Consider the following 17,335-nt stretch of genomic DNA (forward strand, 5'->3'; position numbering starts at 1 on the left):
GCCTCCCGCGTTCCGCTCCGCCGATCAGAGGTTGGTGCGGCTGCTGGCCGACGCCGTGCTCAGCACCGTCGCGGCGGCGCGGGACAGCTCGGAGTCGGCCCGGTGGTGGAGGGCGTAGAGGCGGAACTGGACCAGCCGCGTCGGCAGGAGGTCCAGGAACTCCTCCAGCGGCTCGGTCGAGACCCGCCTCGTCCCGGGGTCGTAGACCAGCAGGGGTGTGCCGCGGGTGTCCTTCGGGTCCGGCCGAGGGTCCAGGGGCGCCATGTCCACGCTGAAGGGCAGGGCCTGCAGACGGGCCGGCAGCTCCTTGCGGATCTGGCGCTCGAACGCCTCGCGGCTGGGGAAGTCCATGCCCCGCGCCTGCCCCTTCTCCTTCAAGACGGTGCTGTAGGCCATCTTCCACTTGACGTCCCGTCCCAGGATGCGCGCCCACTCGCCGCCCAGCCGGCGGCGAGCGGCCTGCCTCGCCTTCGTCCAGCCCCGCACCTCCTCCAGCAGCGACCAGTCGGTCAAGCCCAGGTAGCGGTCCATCTTCTTCCGCGGGTCGTAGGGGAACAGGCAGCGCATCGTGTCCCCGAAGATTTCGCGCAGGTGGATGTCGATGGCCCTCGTCGTCCGGTGGTAGTAGACGTTCGAGTAGAGGTACATCCGGGTCGTGAGGAACATCTGGAGCGCGGGCAGGCCCGTCTTGTGGATCGTGAAGCCCTGCGGGGTGATGAGGCTGTAGTGGATGAGGCGGGTGAGGTCCACGGGGCCCACGGCCACCCCGCACATGTAGGCGTCGCGGAGGACGTAGTCGAGGTTGTCCGCCGTGTAGCCGCCGGAGATGACCGGCTGGATCGCGTGCAACCAGCGCGGCATCCGCGAGTTGTCCTTGCCCTTGTCCTTGAGGATCAGGTGGGCGATCTGGTCGGGGTCCAGCTCCTCGCCCCGCGCGAAGGGGCCGGAGGGGCTCCGCCGGATGCGCCGGATCAGGGGCGCCAGGTGCTCGCGGATGATGACCTGCCCGAGCCGCTCGTGGGTCAGGCCGAAGGCGTTCAGGAAGTTGTCGTCGAAGAAGTGGCAGAACGGGCCGTGGCCGATGTCGTGGATCAGCGCGGTGACCCGGAGGAGCTCTTCGATGTAGTGGGCCGACGGCACCTCCGGCGCGACCCGCTTCAGGAAGGGATAGAGGTGCCGGGCGAAGCGGCCCGCCACGTGCATCACGCCGAGGGAATGCTGGAACCGGCTGTGCTCCGCGGAAGGGTACACCCAGCGGGCGCTCTGGAGCTGGTAGATGTAGCGGAGCCGCTGGACCCAGGGGGAATCGATCAGGTCCTTCTCCGTGCGTTCCGACGGGTCGGGCGTCGCGTAGGGGACGGTGAAGGAGATGTATTCGTGGATCGGGTCGGCGATCAGGGCCGAGCCGTCGTAGGGGGCTCCCGGCGCCGCGGCGGTGTCCATGGCGGGTCCTCGAGGATGGCGCATCTTAGCTCAGGGCGCGCCGGGCCCGCAACCGGCGCCGGGGCCGCGGTCCCGGTCCCGCCGCCCGCGCTGGCGGACGATGACGTAATAGGCCGCGGGGTAGGCCAGCCCCGCCCCGGCGAGGCCGAGCGCGAGGCCTCCGACGACGAAGGGCACCGCGTAGGGGGCGACGGCCGCGTACAGCGAGCCGAGCGAGCCGCCGTCCCAGGCGAGGGCCGCCGTGCCGGGCGCCCCGACCAGCCGCATCCCGGTCCAGAGCGTGGCGCCGAGGATCGGGAGCAGCGTCCAGGGGTTGTTGATCAGCGCCCCGGCCATGAGCGCCACGACGTTGAGGCGGAAGGCCCAGGCGCAGAGCAGCACCAGCGCCGTGTGGGGATAGAGGGGGCAGAAGGCGATGAACGTGCCGAGGGCGAAGGCGACCGCCGTGCGGCGCGGCGGCTCGTCCAGGTGCAGAACCCGATGGAAGCGCCGGCGGAGGCTCGCGAGCGGGCTCATCGGAAGTGTTCGTAGCTCGTCGGAACCAGCCGCCGGACCGCGCCGCCGGCCAGGCGTACGCGCAGCCCTTCGGCGCGTGGACGGATCGTCCCGACGACCGCGCACCGTCGGCCCTCCCGGTGCGCCAGCCGCGCGAGCGTCGCCAGCCGGTCGGGGGGGACGGTGAAGAGCAGCTCGTAGTCCTCCCCACCGGCCAGGGCCAGGTCGGGGGGGGCGGTCCGGGAGGTCTCGGCGTAGGCCCTGGCGGCGGCGGACAGGGGCAGGGCCTCGGCCTCGATCAGGGCCCCGACGCCGCTGGCGGTACAGACATGGGCCAGGTCGCCGGAGAGGCCGTCGGAGAGGTCGATGGCCGCCGTCGCAAGACGGTGCCGCGCCAGGAGCCGTCCCTCGCGGAGGCGCGGCGTCGGCCGGAGGTGCCGGGCGATGAGGAACCGCCGGTGGCGCGCCGGCAGGGACGAGCGTCCACCGGCCCGCGCCTCGCCGAGCAGCGCCAAGCCGGCGCGGGCGTCGCCCAGGGTGCCGGTGACGCAGATCAGGTCTCCGACGCGCGCCCCCTCCCTGGTCAGGGCTCGGCCCCGTTCCACGACCCCGGTCACGGTGAGGCTCAGGAACAGGTCGTGCGGCGAGGCCGACGTGTCGCCCCCGATCAGTTCGACTCCGTGGGGCCGGCAGGCGGCCATCATCCCCCGGTAGAGCCGCCGGACCTCCTCGGCGCGGCGTCCGCGGGGCAGGGCCAGGGCGGCGAGCGCATAGCGGGGGAGGCCGCCCATCGCGGCGATGTCGCTCAGGTTGGCGGCGGCGGCCTTGTAGCCGATGTCCTCCCAGGAAGCCGTCGCGGGGTCGAAGTGCACGCCCTCGACCAACAGGTCGGTCGTCATCACCAGGTCGCGGCCTGCCTCCGGCCGCACCACCGCCGCATCGTCGCCGATGCCGCGCCGGACGGCGGGGCCGACCCGGCCGAACCGGCGCGCCAGGTCCCGGATGAGGCGGAATTCGCGGAGGGCGGGTTCGCGCCGGCCTCGGGGGGGCATGTCAGCGTGCGCGGGATCGGTCGGGCGCGACCGACACGCTCGGCTGGAGCGGACGGGCGCGGGGGAGGGGCTTGCGCCTTTCCGCACGGCCGGCCTTGAGGCGGCGCGGCGAGGGGACGCGCGCGGGCCGGGGCGTGGCGTCGGCCGCGCCCTTCGGCCGCAGGCTGGTGCGGATGACCTCGTCCATCGTCTCCGCGAACACGAAGCGGAGGCCCCGGAGGAGGTGCTTGGGGATCTCTTCCAGGTCCTTCTCGTTCCGGGCGGGCAGGATCACGGTCGAGAGCTTGGCCCGCTTGGCGGCGAGGATCTTCTCCTTGAGCCCGCCGATCTGCAGCACCCGTCCCCGCAGCGTCACCTCTCCCGTCATGGCGACGTCCCGCCGGACGGGGCGGTTCGAGAGGATGGAGGCGAGCGCCGTGGCCATCGTGATGCCGGCCGAGGGGCCGTCCTTCGGGATGGCCCCGGCCGGCACGTGGACGTGGATGTCCGTCTTCGCGAAGACCTCCGGGTCGATCCCCAGGTGCCGGGCGCGGGCCCGGACGTAGCTGAGCGCGGCCTGGGCGGACTCCTTCATGACGTCGCCCAGGTGGCCGGTGAGGGTCAGGTGGCCCTTGCCCTTCATCGCGGTCGCCTCGATGTAGAGCACGTCGCCGCCCGTCTCGGTCCAGGCGAGGCCCGTGGCCACGCCGACCTCGTCCTTCTGCTGCTCGGCCTCCGGCAGGAACTTCGGGACGCCGAGGTAGCGGTGGAGCCTGCCGGGCGTGACCGTGTGCCGGGCCGCCTTGCCCTCCGCGACCTTCTTGGCCACCTTCCGCATCATGTTCGCGATCTCGCGCTCCAGGTTCCGGACGCCCGCCTCGCGCGTGTAGTGCGTGATGACCTGCCGGAGCGAGGCCTCCGGGATGCGGATGTGCTGGTCCGAGATCCCGTGCTCCTTGAGCTGGCGGGGGATGAGGTAGCGCTGGGCGATGCCGAGCTTTTCCTCCTCGGTGTACCCGGGGATCTCGATGACCTCCATCCGGTCCCGGAGGGGGGAGGGGATGGGGTCCATCAGGTTCGCGGTCGTGATGAACATGACTTCGGACAGGTCGAAGGGGACGCCGAGGTAGTGGTCGCTGAAGGCGTGGTTCTGCTCCGGGTCGAGGACCTCCAGGAGCGCCGCCGCGGGGTCCCCGCGGAAGTCCATGCCGATCTTGTCCACCTCGTCCATCATGAAGACGGGGTTGGCCGTGCCGGCCTGCTTGATGCCCTGGATGATGCGGCCGGGCAGCGCCCCCACGTAGGTCCGGCGGTGCCCGCGGATCTCCGCCTCGTCGCGCACGCCGCCGAGGCTGATGCGGACGAACTCCCGCCCGAGCGCCCGCGCGATGGACTTGCCCAGCGAGGTCTTGCCGACCCCGGGCGGGCCGACGAAGCAGAGGATCGGGCCCTTCATCTTGTCCTTGAGCTTGCGGACCGCGAGATACTCGAGGATGCGCTCCTTGACCTTCTCCAGGTCGTAGTGGTCCTCGTTCAGGACCTTGGCTGCCGCCTTGATGTCGAGGTTGTCCTTGGAGCGCTTGTTCCAGGGCAGCTCCACCATCCATTCGAGGTAGGTCCGGACCGTGGCCGATTCGGCCGTGTCGGGGTGCATCTTCTCCAGCCGCTTGAGCTGCTTCTCGCACTCCTTGAGGACCTTCTCCGGCATCTTCGCGTCCTTGATGCGCTTGCGGAACTCGGCGACCTCCTCGGCGCGCTCGTCCAGCTCCCCCAGCTCCTTCTGGATGGCCTTGAGCTGCTCGCGGAGAAAGTACTCCCGCTGGGTCTTGTCCATCTCGCCCTTGGCCTGGGCCTGGATCTTCTGCTGCATCGAGAGGACGTCGATCTCCTTGGCGAGGATCTCGCCCACCCGCTTGAGGCGGGCGATCGGATCCTCGACCTGGAGCACTTCCTGGGCGACCTCCACCTTGAGGCCCAGGTTGGAGACGACCATGTCCGCGAGCCGGCCGGGGTCCTCCAGGTTCTCGATCACGACCATGACGTCCGGCATCAGCACCTTGCCGAGGCCGATCACGCGCTCGAGTTGCTCCTTGACCGTGCGCATCACGGCCTCGCCCTCGAGCGACACCGCCGGCGCCTTCGGCTCGTCGATCTTGGCCAGGCGGACGGAGTAGTAGGGCTCCTGCTGGATGTACTCGAGGATGCGGCCCTTCGCCACGCCCTGGACCAGGATCTTGATGCGCTCGTCCGGCAGCTTGAGCATGCGCATGATGATCCCGATCGTGCCCACCCGGTGGATGTCGTCGGGGGTGGGATTCTCGACGTCCAAGGCCTTCTGCGTGGCCAGGAAGATCATCCGGTTGCCCGCCAAGGCCGCCTCGATGGCCTTGATGGACATTTCCCGGCCCACGAAGAGCGGCAGGACCATATACGGAAAGACCACGATGTCCCGCACGGGGAGCAGGGGGAGCTGGTCCGGAATCTCGACCGGCTGGGGGTCTCGTTCGTTGTGCTCTGCCGACATGATGCTCCTGACGGTGTCTCGGACGATGTTGGTGGACCGGGCGGCGGCGGTGGCGCGGGAGGGGCCGGGCGGCGGCGGTGGCCCGACCCTCAGCCGAGCGGCGCGCTCCGAGCGCCCCCGACCACCTCCCGGAGATATCGGGAGAACGGCCGACCGAGGGTCGGGTTCTTGAGCGCGAACGCCACGGTGGCCTTCAAAAACCCGAGCTTGTCGCCCGCATCGTGGCGTTCGCCGCTGACGACCTGCGCGAACACCGGCGCCTCCCGGGCCAGGCGTCGCAGCGCGTCCGTCAACTGGATCTCCCCGTTCTTGCCCGGCGATGTGCGCTCCAGGATCGGAAAGATTGTCGGCGACAGGACGTAGCGGCCGATCACGGCCAGCCGCGAGGGCGCCCGCTCCGGCGAGGGCTTCTCGACCATGTCGAGGACGCGGTACAGCCCCTCGCCGACCTTGCGCGGCGCGATGATCCCGTACTGGTGCACCTGGGTGGTCGGCACCTGCTTGATGCCGAGCACGGCGCCGGTGTCCGCCTCGAAGACCCGCATGAGCTGCGCCAGGGCGGGCACCCGCGCGTCGATCACTTCGTCGCCGAGGATGACGGCGAACGGCTCGTTCCCGATCAGGTGCCGGGCGCAGAGCACGGCGTGGCCCAGTCCCCGCGCCTCCGCCTGCCGGACGTAGCAGAAGTTCGCCAGGTCCGAGATGCGGCGGATGTCCCTGAGCATCTGACTCTTCCCGTTGCCCTTGAGGTTTTCCTCCAGCTCCAGGGAACGGTCGAAGTGGTCCTCGATCGCGCGCTTGCCGCGGCCGGTGATCACGATGATGTTCCGGATGCCCGAGGCGACGGCCTCCTCGACCGCGTACTGGATCAGCGGTTTGTCCACCAAGGGGAGCATTTCCTTGGGAGAGGCCTTGGTGGCGGGGAGGAACCTGGTGCCGAGCCCTGCGGCGGGGATGATGGCGGTACGAATCGCCGGACGGGACATGCACGGGATACTATGAGATGGGTCTTGGGAAAGTCAAGGCGACGCGGCCCGCGTCTGCTCCCGCGCGGACCGTCCCGGCGCGGAGAATTTCTCTTTACATCGCGCGGGTGTCCCCCTATAATCCGTCAGATTTTTCAAACGCTTTGACGGCACCTCCCTCCGCGCACGGACGATGCGCCGCGAGCGGGGCGGCCCGCGAGACGTGCCGCGGTCCCACGTCGTCCAGCATAGGCCCATGACCACTCGCCACGGTGACACAGGCGTCGCTGTCCACGCTCCTCTCGCGGGTTTCCAAGCCTCGGCGTCGATCGCCACGAATGCGGGGCCACGGGTTTGCCCGGAAGCGTCCCGGTGACCACTCGCGCGGTGGGCCCGTTCCTGCTTCTGGCCGTGCCGGCGATGGTCGTCCTGCTCGTCCTCGCGCGCGGCGCCTCGGCCGCGGAGGCGCCGTCCCCGCAGGGGACCGTGGAGAAGGTGGCGACGGTGAGCGTGCGCGGGAATCAGCGGATCGAGGCGTCGGCGATCCTGGGCCGGCTCACCCTCAGGCCCGGCGACCCGCACACCGCCGACGCCGTGCGGAACCAGATCCGGCAGATCTATGAGATGGGATTCTTCGAGGACGTGCAGGTCGAGACCGAGCCCGGGCCGTCGGGGGTCGCCGTGACCTTCGTGGTGCGCGAGAAACCCTTCATCACCGAGATCGTCTTCGACGGCAACGAAGAATTGAGCGACGACAAGCTCAAGGAGAAGGTCACCATCCGTAGCCAGTCGTTCCTCGACCTGCAGCAGGCCAAGGAGAGCGCGGAGAAGATCCGCCTCCAGTACCAGGAGGACGGCTACTACAACGCGCAGGTGATCCCCATCATCCAGGCCCTGGACAAGGACCGCAAGCGGCTCACCTTCTACATCAAGGAGGGGGAGCGGGCCAAGATCAAGGAAGTGCGGTTCCCGGGCCGGACGGCGGTCACGAAGAAGGAGCTGTTCAAGCTCATGGCGACCCGCGAGTGGGTCTGGCTGATCTCGAACTTCACGGACGCGGGGCTCCTCAAGCGGGAGGAGCTGGTCAACGACGTCGAGCGGATCCGCGAAGTCTACATGAACAAGGGCTACCTCAACGTCCAGGTGGGGCTGCCGACCATCGAGCTGACCGAGGACAAGAAGTGGTTCGTCGTCACCTTCGTGATCGAGGAGGGCGAGCCTTACCAGGTGGGCGAGGTGGGGTTCCGGGGCAACACCGTCTTCGAGGAGCCGGAGCTGCGGGCGGGGACCAAGCTCCACGTCGGCGACGTGTTCCAGCGCCAGAAGGTCCGGGACGAGCTCACTCGGCTCACGGAGATGTACGGCTCCAAGGGCTATGCCTTCACCGACGTGAACCCGGCCGTCACCCCCGACCCGCAGACGAAGACCGCGACGATCCTGTTCCACATCAAGGAGGGCGACCTGATCCGGGTGCGCAACATCCGGATCAGCGGCAACGACAAGACCCGCGACAACGTGATCCGCCGCGAGCTGCGTCTCAACGAGCAGGAGGTGATCGACACGGTCGCGATGAAGCGGAGCTTCCAGCGGCTGAACAACCTGAACTTCTTCGAGACCGTCGAAATCCTGCCCAAGCAGGTCGAGTCGGACAAGGTGGACCTCGACGTCAAGGTGAAGGAAAAGCCGACGGGCATGTTCAGCATCGGCGGCGGGTTCAGCACCCTGGACCAGTTCGTCGCCATCGCCGACATCACCGAGGGCAACCTCGGGGGGCGCGGGCAGCTCGTCCGCGTCCGCGGCCAGCTCGGCCAGCGCCGGTCGCTGGGCCTGATCACCTTCCGCGAGCCCTACATCCGGGACTCGCTGACCTCTTTCCAGGCCGACGTGTATGCGACCCTGACCAACTACATCACCTACGTGGAAGACAAGGCGGGCATCAGCGGCACCTTCGGTCGCTGGTTCTCGGAGTACACCTCGGGCAGCGTCTCGGTGGTCGCGGAGCGGCTGAACATCAAGGACCCGCAGAGCGATGCGCCGGAGTTCATCCTCCAGCAGGTCGGCTACCAATCCACGACCGGCTTCCGGACCTCGCTCGCCAGGGACTCGCGCGACTACTACCTGGACCCCCGGACCGGCACCCGCATCGGGCTGAACCTGGACTGGGGCTCCCGCTACTTCGGCGGCACGAACAACTTCTACAAGGTCGTGGGCGACGTGATCCACTACACGCCGCTGCCCTGGGACCTGCGCCATTCGATCCGCGTGCGGTACGGCGCGGTCGAGGGCATCGGCGGGCGGCCGATCCCGATCACCGAGCGGTTCTTCGTCGGCGGTATCAATACCATGCGCGGCTTCGTCTTCGGCCGGGCCGGCCCCGTGACGAGCAGTGGCTCGCTGGTCGGCGCCGCCCGCGAGCTGATCTTCAACAACGACCTGATCTTCCCGATCTCGTCGGAGGCCAAGCTCAACGGCGACATCTTCTTCGACTGGGGCAAGGGCTTCGACGAGAACGAGTCGCTCACGCTCAACCTCCGCACGGCGGCCGGGCTCGAGCTCCGCTGGATCTCGCCCTTCGGCCCCCTGCGGGCGGCCTACGGCATCAACCTGAAGCCGAGGACGGGCGAGCGGGAGGGCGTGTTCGAGTTCTCGGTCGGCTCGCTCTTCTAGCGGACCGGGTACGGTGGCGGAGAAGGGGGGGAGGGGCGTGATGGATCAGACGGCCAGACGGACGGCGCGGCGGGCGCTCGGCGGCACCCTGGCGGGCCTCCTCCTGCTGCTCGGCGGGTGCAACGGCGGGAGCGGTCCCCTCAAGCCGCCGCTGCAGATCGGGATCCTGGACACCGAGCGGGTCCTCAAGGACTCGACCCCCGGCCAGAAGGCCACGGACTCGTTCAACGTCTTCATGAAGAACCGCCAACAGCTCGTCGAGCTCGAGGAGAAGGAGCTGCGCCGGCTGGAGGAGGAGCTGGCCAAGCAGGCCAGCGTGCTGAGCGCCAACGCGAAGCGGGAGCGCGAGGAGCAGTTCCGCCGGCGCGTGATGGAGTACCAGCAGAAGGCGGCCGAGCTGAACCGGGAGGTGCAGGACAAGCAGCGGGAGATCTTCGAGGGGTTCCGGGAGCACGTGGAGCGGGTGTCGGCCCGCGTGGCCGTCCAGTTGGGGCTGCTGATGGTGCTGGAGAAGTCGAAGGGAAGCCCGACGATCTTCGCCGACGGCTCCCTGGACATCACGAACAAGGTCATCGAGGAGCTGAACAAGGGCGCCAAGTAAGGCGCCGGGGACGCCGGCGCGAAACCGAGGCGTCGGGGGGGCGAGGCGAACATGCGCAGAGGAACTGTGCGAATGGCGGTCGGGGCGCTCTTGGTGCTGGCGCTGCTGCCCGCGGGCGGTCGGGCCGCCGAAACGTTCAAGGTGGGCATCGTGGACCAGCGCGCGGTCCTCGAGAAGAGCAAATCCGGGAAGCGGGACATGGACCGGCTCCGCGAGCTGGCGACGGCGCGGGAGCGGATCATCCAGTCCGACGAGGAGGAGCTCAAGCGGCTCCAGGGCGACCTGCAGAGCGGGACGCTCCCGGCCGAGGAGCGGGCCCAGAAGCAGGCCCAGCTCCAGGGCAAGGTGGAGGCGTACCAGCGCCGCATCGAGGAATTCCGGCGGGAGCTCCAGACCAGGAACCAGCAGTTGTTCGAGGAGTACACGAAGAAGATCGCCGAGGTCACGGCGGACGTCGCGAAGAAGGGCGGGTTCGCGGCCGTGATGGACACCGGCAACCCCGAGACGGTCCGGATCGTCGTGTACAGCCACAAGGGGATCGACCTGACCGAGCAGGTCATCAAGGAGTTCGACCGCCGGTATCCGTGACGGGCGGCGGGCCGCAGGGAATAGGAGACGAGCGCGATGGCGAACATGGACATCCAGGAGATCCAGGCGACGCTGCCGCACCGGTACCCCTTTCTGCTCGTGGACAGGGTCCGGGAGATGGAGGTCGGCCGCCGGATCGTCGGGATCAAGAACGTGACGCGCAACGAGCCCTTCTTCGACGGGCATTTTCCGGGCCGGCCGATCATGCCCGGCGTGCTGATCCTGGAGGCGTTGGCGCAGGTGGGCGGTGTCCTCGCCTTCAAGTCCGCGCCGCCCGGGGGGCGGCCCGTCGTCTATCTCACCGGGGTGGACAAGGCCAAGTTCCGGCGGCCCGTCGTCCCCGGTGACCAGCTCCGGCTGGAGGTCGAGGTGCTCAAACAGCGGGCGCCGTTCTGGAAGATGCAGGGGCGGGCCTACGTCGAGGCCGACCTCGCCTGCGAGGCGGAGATGACCGCGATGGTCACGGAAGAGAAAGCCGACACGCATGACCAGTGACGGGTGAGGAAAGCCGCATCACGCATCGCCCATCACGAGACTCTGGAGGGAAGAGTGCAGATCCATCCGACCGCGATCGTTCATCCCAAGGCTGAGCTGGGCCTCGACGTGGAGATCGGGCCGTACTCCATCGTCGGCGAGCATGTCAAGATCGGCCGGGGCACCAGGCTCATCGGGCACGTCTACATCGAGGGCTGGACCGAAATCGGCGAGCGCTGCCAGCTCTACCCCTTCGCCTCGATCGGCACTCCGCCCCAGCACCTGCAGTACCGCGGGGAGCCGACGCGGGTCGTCATCGGCGACGACAACATTATCCGCGAGTACGTCACCGTGAACCGGGGAACGGCCCTGGGCGGGGGCGTGACCTCGGTCGGGAACCACAACTTCCTGATGTCCTACTGCCACATCGCCCACGACTGCCGGCTGGGCGACCATCTCATCATGGCCAACTCGGCGACGCTGGCGGGGCACATCACCATCGGCGACCACGCCATCATCGGGGGCCTGGTGGGGATCCACCAGTTCGTCCGCATCGGGGCCTACGTGATGATCGGCGGCTGCTCCGCCGTCGGCCAGGACGTGCCCCCCTTCACGAGGGCCGCGGGCGGGTACCGCGCCAAGCTCTACGGGCTCAATTCCGTCGGTCTCCGGCGTCACGGCTTTTCGGCCGAGCGCGTCGGCGCGATCCGGGACGCCTACGACCTGCTGTTCCGCTCCGGCCAGAAGCTGGCGGACGCGGTCAAGCAGGCGCGGGAGAAGTTCGCGGACAGCGCCGACGTGCGGGCCATGCTGGAGTTCCTCGAGGGCACCAAGCGCGGCCTCTGCCGCGCCGCGTCGGAGGAGCCGGAGGACGAGGACTAGCCGTGGGTGGAGAGGCGCGCCGGCCCGTCGCGCCGGGGGAGCGCATCGGGCTCATCGCGGGCAACGGCCGGTTCCCGATCATCTTCGCGGACAACGTGACGCGCATGGGCTACGCCGTGTCGGCGGTCGCTCACGTCGGGGAGACGGACCCCGAGCTGGAGCGGCACGTGGACCGGATCCACTGGATCAAGATCGGCCAGTTCAACAAGCTGATCCAGGCCCTCAAGGACGACGGCGTGCGCCGGGCCGTGATGCTCGGCGGCATCAAGAAGACGCACGTCTTCACGACCGTCCGGCCGGACTTCCGGGCGCTCGCCCTCGCCGGCCGGCTCAAGGTCTGGAAAGACGACGCGATCCTGCGGGAGATCGCGGCGGAGCTGGAGGCGGAGGGGATCACCATCTGCGAGTCCACCTTCGGCCTGACCGGCATCCTGGTGGAGGCGGGGGTGCTGACCGGCCGCGGTCCCGACGACAGGGAATGGGAGGACATCCGCTACGGGTGGGAGGTCGCGCGGGAGGTCGGACGCCTGGACATCGGCCAGTGCGTCGTGATCAAGGAGCGCGTCGTCGTGGCCGTGGAGGCGGTGGAGGGCACGGACGAGACCATCCGCCGCGGCGGCGCGCTGGCCGGGGCGGGCGCCGTCGTCGTCAAGCGCTGCAAGCCGCAGCAGGACCTTCGGTTCGACCTGCCCGCCGTCGGCCCGCGCACGATCGAGGCGATGGAATCGGTGAAGGCCGCCGTCCTGGCCCTGGAGGCGGGGCGGGGCATCCTGCTCGAACGGGAGGCGACCCTGCGCGACGCCGACCGGGCGGGGATCGCGATCGTCGGTCTCGCGGCCGAGCGGCGTGAGGGGTGAGGCAGAGAGGGGTGAGTGGCGAGCGTTGAGTGTTGAGTCCATGAAAGAGGCGCAACGCCCAACGCCCAACGCCCAACGTACAACCGGACGTCAGGCATCACGCCTCACGAGGCTATGAATCGCCTGAGGGTCGGCGTCATCGGGGTGGGCCATCTCGGGCAGCACCATGCCCGGGTGTACGCGAGCCTGCCGGGCTGCGAGCTCGTCGGCGTGGTCGATGCCAGCTCCGAGCGGGCGAAGCTCGTCGCGGAGCGTCACGGCGTGCCCTGGCATACCGACCCGGCCGCCCTGCTTCCCGCGGTGGACGCGGTGAGCGTCGCCGTCCCGACCTCGGCCCACCATGCCGTCGTGTCGGACTGCCTGGAGGCCGGCGCCCATGTCCTCGTCGAGAAGCCCATCGCGGTGACGGTGGCCGAGGCCCGCGACCTGATCGACCGGGCCCGGCGCCGCGGGCGCATCCTGCAGGTCGGCCACATCGAACGCTTCAATCCGGTCATCCGCGCCGTCCGTCCGCTCGTCGGCAAGCCGGGGTTCATCGAATGCCACCGCCTGGCGCCCTTCGGGGAGCGGGGTACGGACGTGGACGTGGTCCTGGACCTGATGATCCACGACCTGGACATGGTCCTGTCCTTCGGGCCGGGGCCCGTGGAGGAGGTGCGCGCGGCCGGCGTGCCGGTGCTCTCGTCCACGATCGACATCGCCAACGTCCGGATTGCCTTCGCCGCCGGCTGCGTCGTCAACCTGACCGCCAGCCGGGTGTCGATGACCCGCCTGCGCCGGCTGCGGCTCTTTCAGCGCGACGCCTACATCTCGGTGGACTACCAGACCCGGCAGGGGGTGATCTGCCGGCGGGAGGCCGCGCCGGGCGGGCGGCCGGCGATCAAGGCGGAGCAGGTGCAGGGGGGGGACGAGGAGCCGCTGAAGCTGGAGCTGGAGGCCTTCCTCCGGGCCGTCGCGGACGGGACCCCTCCCGTGGTCTCGGGCGAGGACGGCCTCGCCGCGCTGGAGCTGGCCTACCGGGTCCTGGAGTCGATCGGCGAGTTCATGCAGCGCCACGAAGGCCCGTGAGGCGTCGGGCGTGAGACGTGAGGGGGCGGCGTGAGTGGACGGAAACTCGGAGATTCCCCCGCGTCGCTCGTGGAGCGGACCGCGAGCGACGCGCGACGGGCCGCGAGGCCGCGCATCCTGATCGTGACGGGCGAGGCCTCGGGCGACCTGCACGGAGCCAAGCTGGCCGCGGCGCTCCGGGCGCTCCGCCCCGACGCGGAGCTCCTGGGGGTCGGGGGGCCCGGGCTGCGGGCGGCGGGGGTGGAGCTGATCGGGGGCAACGAGCGACTGGATGCGATCGGTCTGGTCGGGCTCGCGCAGCTCCGCGCGGGCGTCCGGACGTACCTCGCGCTCTCGCGCTTCTTCCGGCGTGAGCGGCTGGATGCGGCGGTCTTCATCGACAACCCTGGCCTGAACCTGCGGCTGGCCCGCGCGGCCGCACGCGCCGGGCATCGGGTGGTATACTACGTCGCCCCCCAGGTCTGGGCCTGGAACCCCTCGCGGCTCCGGCTCATCGCCCGGGTGGTGGATCGCCTGCTGGTGATCCTGCCCTTCGAGGAGGCTCTGTTCCGGGAGGCGGGGGTGCGGACGGAGTTCGTCGGGCATCCCCTGCTGGACGAGGTGGCCCCGATCTACGACCGCGCCGACCTGCGGAAACGATTCGGGCTGGAGGCGGGGCGGCCGGTGCTCGGCCTGCTGCCGGGCAGCCGGGAGCGCGAGGTGCGGACGTTGTTGCCCGAGATGCTGAACGCCGCCGCGTTGCTGACGAGGGACCGACCGGGCTTGTGCGCGCTGCTCGCCCGGGCTCCGTCGATTCCGCCGGAGCTGGTCGAGGCGCTCACGGCGCGGAGCCCCGCGCCGGTGCGGGTCGTGGCCGAACAGGCGAGCGAGGTCATGGCGGCCGCCGACGTCCTGCTCGTCGCCTCGGGCACGGCCACCCTGCAGGCCGCGCTCGTGGGCACGCCCATGGTCCTGACCTATAAGGCGTCGGCCCTGTCCTACTGGCTCGCGCGGCGGTTGATCCTCGCCCATCGGACCGGGATCGTGGCTCGGCTGGGGTGCATCGGCCTGGTGAACATCGTGGCCGGTCGCCGCGTCGTGCCGGAGCTGCTGCAAGGGGAGGCGACGGCCCGGCGGATGGCCGAGGAGGCGGGGCGCCTGCTGGACGACGCGGCGGCGGCCGGGGCGATGCGCGCGGCGCTGCGGTCGGTCCGGGCCTCGCTCGGCGGGTCCGGCGCGTCCCGGCGCGCGGCGCAATCGGTCCTCGAGGAGTGCGGCGGATGAAGCTGTTCCTCCGGCTGGCCCGGTACTTCTGGCCCTACCGATTCCGGCTGGGCGCCGCGCTCCTCTGTGCGGCGGTCGTCGCCGGCACGAGCGGCATGTACGCCTGGCTGGTGGACCCCGTGCTGCAGGGCATCTTCATCAACAAGGACCGGATGCTCCTCACGGTCATCCCCCTGACCATCCTGGCGGTCGCCCTGGCCAAGGGGGTGTTCAGCTACGGGCAGAACTACCTGATGAACTACGTCGGCAGCCGCGTCGTGACGGACCTGCGCCAGGAGCTGTTCGGGCAGTTCATGGTCCTGCCCCTGCGCTTCCACGACGCCAACGCCTCCGGGCGCCTGATCTCCCGGATCTCCAACGACGTGAGCCTCATGGCGAACGCGGTCGCGGGCGTGATGAAGGACGTCTTCCAGCAGGGTCTGACCTTCGTCGCGATGCTGGGCATCCTCTTCTACCAGAACTGGAAGCTCGCCCTGCTCTCGATCGTCGTCATCCCGCTCTCCGCCCACACGATGATCCGGATGGGCACGCGTCTGCGCGGGCTGGCGACGCGCGGGCAGGAGCGGGCCGGCGACATGACCTCCGTGCTGCAGGAGACGCTCGTCGGCATCCGGGAGGTGAAGGCCTTCGGCCGGGAGGGCTACGAGGGCGAGCGGTTCCTGGCCAGCAACCGGGCGCACCTCAGCGCGAACATGAAGGCGGTGCAGGTCTCCTCGCTGGTGTCCTCCTACATGGAGGCGATCGGCGGGCTGGGCATCGCCGCGATCATCTGGTACGGCGGCACGCTGGTGATCGAGGGCTCGATGACGCCGGGTTCCTTCTTCTCGTTCCTGACTGCGATGGCCATGGCCTACTCGCCCATCCGCCGCCTCGCCGGCGCGAACAACACGATCCAGCAGGCCCTCTCCGGCGCGCAGCGCGTGTTCGACGTGCTGGACCTGGAGACGGAGCGGACCCTGGACCGGGGCGGCACGGTGATCGGTCCGATCAGCCGATCGCTGGAGTTCCGGCACGTCACGTTCCGCTACGACGAGAGCGAGCAGCCGGCGCTCCGCGACGTCAACCTGGCCGTCGCGGCGGGGGAAGTCGTCGCGGTCGTGGGCAGCAGCGGGAGCGGCAAGACCACCCTGGTGAGCCTCGTCCCCCGGTTCTACGAGCCCACGGAGGGTGCGGTCCTGATCGACGGCCTCGACATCCGGGAGGCGACGCTCGCGTCGCTGCGGGCACAGATCGGGATCGTCTCCCAAGCGACGGTCCTGTTCGACGAGTCGGTGCGCAACAACATCGCCTACGGGCGCCAGGGCGCGACGGCGGAGCAGGTGGTCGCGGCGGCCAAGGCGGCCTACGCCCACGACTTCATCGAACGGCTCCCGGAGGGCTACGATACCCTGATCGGCGAGAACGGCGTGAAGCTCTCGGGTGGCGAGCGGCAGCGGCTGGCGATCGCGCGCGCCATCCTGCGCGATCCACCGCTGCTGATCCTCGACGAGGCCACCTCGTCCCTGGACTCGGAGTCCGAGCGGATCGTCCAGCTCGCGCTGGCCAATCTGATGCAGCACCGCACCACCCTGGTGATCGCGCACCGGCTCTCGACCGTCCAGCGGGCCGACCGCATCGTGGTGCTCGACCGCGGGCGCATCGTCGAGACCGGGCGGCACGAGGAATTGCTGCGGGCCGGCGGTCTCTACCAGCGGCTGCACGCGATGCAGTTCGCGGCGTCCGTCGTCGAGGAGGGCTGATCGGTGCGGGCAGCCCCCGGCGGACCGCCGCGCCGTCGCCCGCTCTTGAAACGGGCGGTGTCCTGGCTCGTGTTGCGTTTCGCACCGCCGCTGGCCGCGTGGATGATCCGACTGATCGGGCGGAGCCTGCGGCTCGGGACCGAGGGCGCGGAGCATGTGGATGCCGTCTACGACCGCGGGGGGCGGATCATCATCGCCTTCTGGCACGCCCGCCAGCTCATGATGCCCCTGGCCTACCGGGGCGACCTGGCCTACGTGCTCATCAGCCGGCACCGCGACGGCGAATTGATCAGCCGGATCGTCGAGCGCTTCGGGCTCCGCTCCGTGCGCGGCTCGACCGCCCGCGGCGGCGTCGAGGCCCTCCGCCGGCTCATCCGGCTGGGCCGCTCGGGCGTCGATCTGGTCGTGACGCCGGACGGCCCCCGCGGGCCGCGGGAAGTCGCGCAGATGGGCGTGGTCCAGCTTGCGAGGGCCACGGGCCTCCCGATCGTGCCCCTCGCGTTCGGCTGCTCAAAAAAAAAGTCTTCGCGAGCTGGGACCGGTTCCTCCTGCCCTGGCCCTTCTGCCGCGCCCGCTTCGTCTGGGGGCCGCCGATCTGGGTGCCGCGCGAGGTGGAGGGCGACGAGCTGGAGAAGAAGCGGCTGGAGGTGGAGCAGGCGATCAGCCGCGTGACCGCCCGGGCGGACGAGGCGGTGGGTGGGGGATGAGGGATGACCGATGGGGGGTGAGCGCGGGGCC

General features: G+C 70.0%; 15 protein-coding genes. 10 read left to right on the forward strand and 5 right to left on the reverse strand.

From position 1 onward, the window contains the following. Positions 1-24 precede the first annotated feature (24 nt). The 5 genes from AC1U7O_RS11115 to galU all read right to left on the reverse strand — a co-directional run bounded on the left by AC1U7O_RS11115 (position 25) and on the right by galU (position 6,479). Positions 25-1,443: an HD domain-containing protein gene (locus tag AC1U7O_RS11115; protein ID WP_479894846.1), complete on the reverse strand. Its 1,419-nt coding sequence runs from the start codon at positions 1,441-1,443 to the stop codon at positions 25-27. 30 nt (positions 1,444-1,473) lie between these two features. Further along, entirely contained in the window at positions 1,474-1,959 is a 486-nt protein-coding gene (locus AC1U7O_RS11120; RefSeq protein WP_479894847.1) for a DUF2062 domain-containing protein, read from the reverse strand. Next, positions 1,956-2,990: a thiamine-phosphate kinase gene (gene thiL, locus AC1U7O_RS11125; protein ID WP_479894848.1), complete on the reverse strand. Its 1,035-nt coding sequence runs from the start codon at positions 2,988-2,990 to the stop codon at positions 1,956-1,958. Before thiL ends, AC1U7O_RS11120 begins: the two co-directional genes overlap by 4 nt. Position 2,991: 1 nt before the next feature. Then, complete coding sequence (lon, locus tag AC1U7O_RS11130) at positions 2,992-5,493, reverse strand: endopeptidase La (protein ID WP_479894849.1); 2,502 nt, start codon at positions 5,491-5,493, stop codon at positions 2,992-2,994. Between the two features lie 89 nt (positions 5,494-5,582). Then, complete coding sequence (gene galU / locus AC1U7O_RS11135) at positions 5,583-6,479, reverse strand: UTP--glucose-1-phosphate uridylyltransferase GalU (RefSeq protein WP_479894850.1); 897 nt, start codon at positions 6,477-6,479, stop codon at positions 5,583-5,585. A gap of 351 nt (positions 6,480-6,830) precedes the next feature. Between galU and bamA the strand changes: the two genes are divergently transcribed. The 10 genes from bamA to AC1U7O_RS11185 all read left to right on the forward strand — a co-directional run bounded on the left by bamA (position 6,831) and on the right by AC1U7O_RS11185 (position 17,269). Continuing rightward, positions 6,831-9,125, forward strand: a complete 2,295-nt coding sequence (bamA, locus tag AC1U7O_RS11140; protein ID WP_479894851.1) for an outer membrane protein assembly factor BamA — start codon at positions 6,831-6,833, stop codon at positions 9,123-9,125. A 40-nt stretch (positions 9,126-9,165) separates the two neighbouring features. After that, positions 9,166-9,726, forward strand: coding sequence for an OmpH/Skp family outer membrane protein (locus AC1U7O_RS11145; protein ID WP_479894852.1), 561 nt, complete (start codon positions 9,166-9,168; stop codon positions 9,724-9,726). Positions 9,727-9,777: 51 nt separating this feature from the next. After that, the gene (locus AC1U7O_RS11150; protein WP_479894853.1) at positions 9,778-10,314 is read left to right on the forward strand and encodes an OmpH/Skp family outer membrane protein; all 537 of its coding nucleotides are present in this window, start codon (positions 9,778-9,780) and stop codon (positions 10,312-10,314) included. Positions 10,315-10,350: 36 nt separating this feature from the next. Continuing rightward, a complete protein-coding gene (gene fabZ, locus AC1U7O_RS11155; protein WP_479894854.1) occupies positions 10,351-10,809 on the forward strand; it encodes a 3-hydroxyacyl-ACP dehydratase FabZ in 459 nt (152 codons plus the stop codon). A gap of 54 nt (positions 10,810-10,863) precedes the next feature. Next, the gene (lpxA, locus tag AC1U7O_RS11160; protein WP_479894855.1) at positions 10,864-11,670 is read left to right on the forward strand and encodes an acyl-ACP--UDP-N-acetylglucosamine O-acyltransferase; all 807 of its coding nucleotides are present in this window, start codon (positions 10,864-10,866) and stop codon (positions 11,668-11,670) included. Positions 11,671-11,672: 2 nt separating this feature from the next. Further along, positions 11,673-12,527 (forward strand): LpxI family protein, encoded by an 855-nt coding sequence (locus AC1U7O_RS11165; protein ID WP_479894856.1) that lies wholly within the window; start codon positions 11,673-11,675, stop codon positions 12,525-12,527. A 114-nt stretch (positions 12,528-12,641) separates the two neighbouring features. Continuing rightward, entirely contained in the window at positions 12,642-13,595 is a 954-nt protein-coding gene (locus tag AC1U7O_RS11170; RefSeq protein ID WP_479894857.1) for a Gfo/Idh/MocA family oxidoreductase, read from the forward strand. 30 nt (positions 13,596-13,625) lie between these two features. Beyond that, positions 13,626-14,858 (forward strand): lipid-A-disaccharide synthase, encoded by a 1,233-nt coding sequence (gene lpxB, locus AC1U7O_RS11175; protein ID WP_479894858.1) that lies wholly within the window; start codon positions 13,626-13,628, stop codon positions 14,856-14,858. Then, entirely contained in the window at positions 14,855-16,597 is a 1,743-nt protein-coding gene (gene msbA, locus AC1U7O_RS11180) for a lipid A export permease/ATP-binding protein MsbA (protein WP_479894859.1), read from the forward strand. Before lpxB ends, msbA begins: the two co-directional genes overlap by 4 nt. Before the next feature lie 3 nt (positions 16,598-16,600). After that, positions 16,601-17,269 (forward strand): lysophospholipid acyltransferase family protein, encoded by a 669-nt coding sequence (locus tag AC1U7O_RS11185; protein WP_479894860.1) that lies wholly within the window; start codon positions 16,601-16,603, stop codon positions 17,267-17,269. The last annotated feature ends 66 nt before the right edge of the window (positions 17,270-17,335 follow it).

This window comes from Candidatus Nitrospira neuquenensis (genome assembly GCF_979578155.1).

What these genes read in the sequence shown, in the direction of transcription:
- AC1U7O_RS11115 (WP_479894846.1), bottom strand. Translation starts at nt 1,443, where the DNA reads ATGGACACCGCCGCGGCGCCGGGAGCCCCCTACGACGGCTCGGCCCTG.
- AC1U7O_RS11120 (WP_479894847.1), bottom strand. Translation starts at nt 1,959, where the DNA reads ATGAGCCCGCTCGCGAGCCTCCGCCGGCGCTTCCATCGGGTTCTGCAC.
- thiL (WP_479894848.1), bottom strand. Translation starts at nt 2,990, where the DNA reads ATGCCCCCCCGAGGCCGGCGCGAACCCGCCCTCCGCGAATTCCGCCTC.
- lon (WP_479894849.1), bottom strand. Translation starts at nt 5,493, where the DNA reads ATGTCGGCAGAGCACAACGAACGAGACCCCCAGCCGGTCGAGATTCCG.
- galU (WP_479894850.1), bottom strand. Translation starts at nt 6,479, where the DNA reads ATGTCCCGTCCGGCGATTCGTACCGCCATCATCCCCGCCGCAGGGCTC.
- AC1U7O_RS11145 (WP_479894852.1), top strand. Translation starts at nt 9,166, where the DNA reads ATGGATCAGACGGCCAGACGGACGGCGCGGCGGGCGCTCGGCGGCACC.
- AC1U7O_RS11150 (WP_479894853.1), top strand. Translation starts at nt 9,778, where the DNA reads ATGCGCAGAGGAACTGTGCGAATGGCGGTCGGGGCGCTCTTGGTGCTG.
- fabZ (WP_479894854.1), top strand. Translation starts at nt 10,351, where the DNA reads ATGGCGAACATGGACATCCAGGAGATCCAGGCGACGCTGCCGCACCGG.
- AC1U7O_RS11170 (WP_479894857.1), top strand. Translation starts at nt 12,642, where the DNA reads ATGAATCGCCTGAGGGTCGGCGTCATCGGGGTGGGCCATCTCGGGCAG.
- msbA (WP_479894859.1), top strand. Translation starts at nt 14,855, where the DNA reads ATGAAGCTGTTCCTCCGGCTGGCCCGGTACTTCTGGCCCTACCGATTC.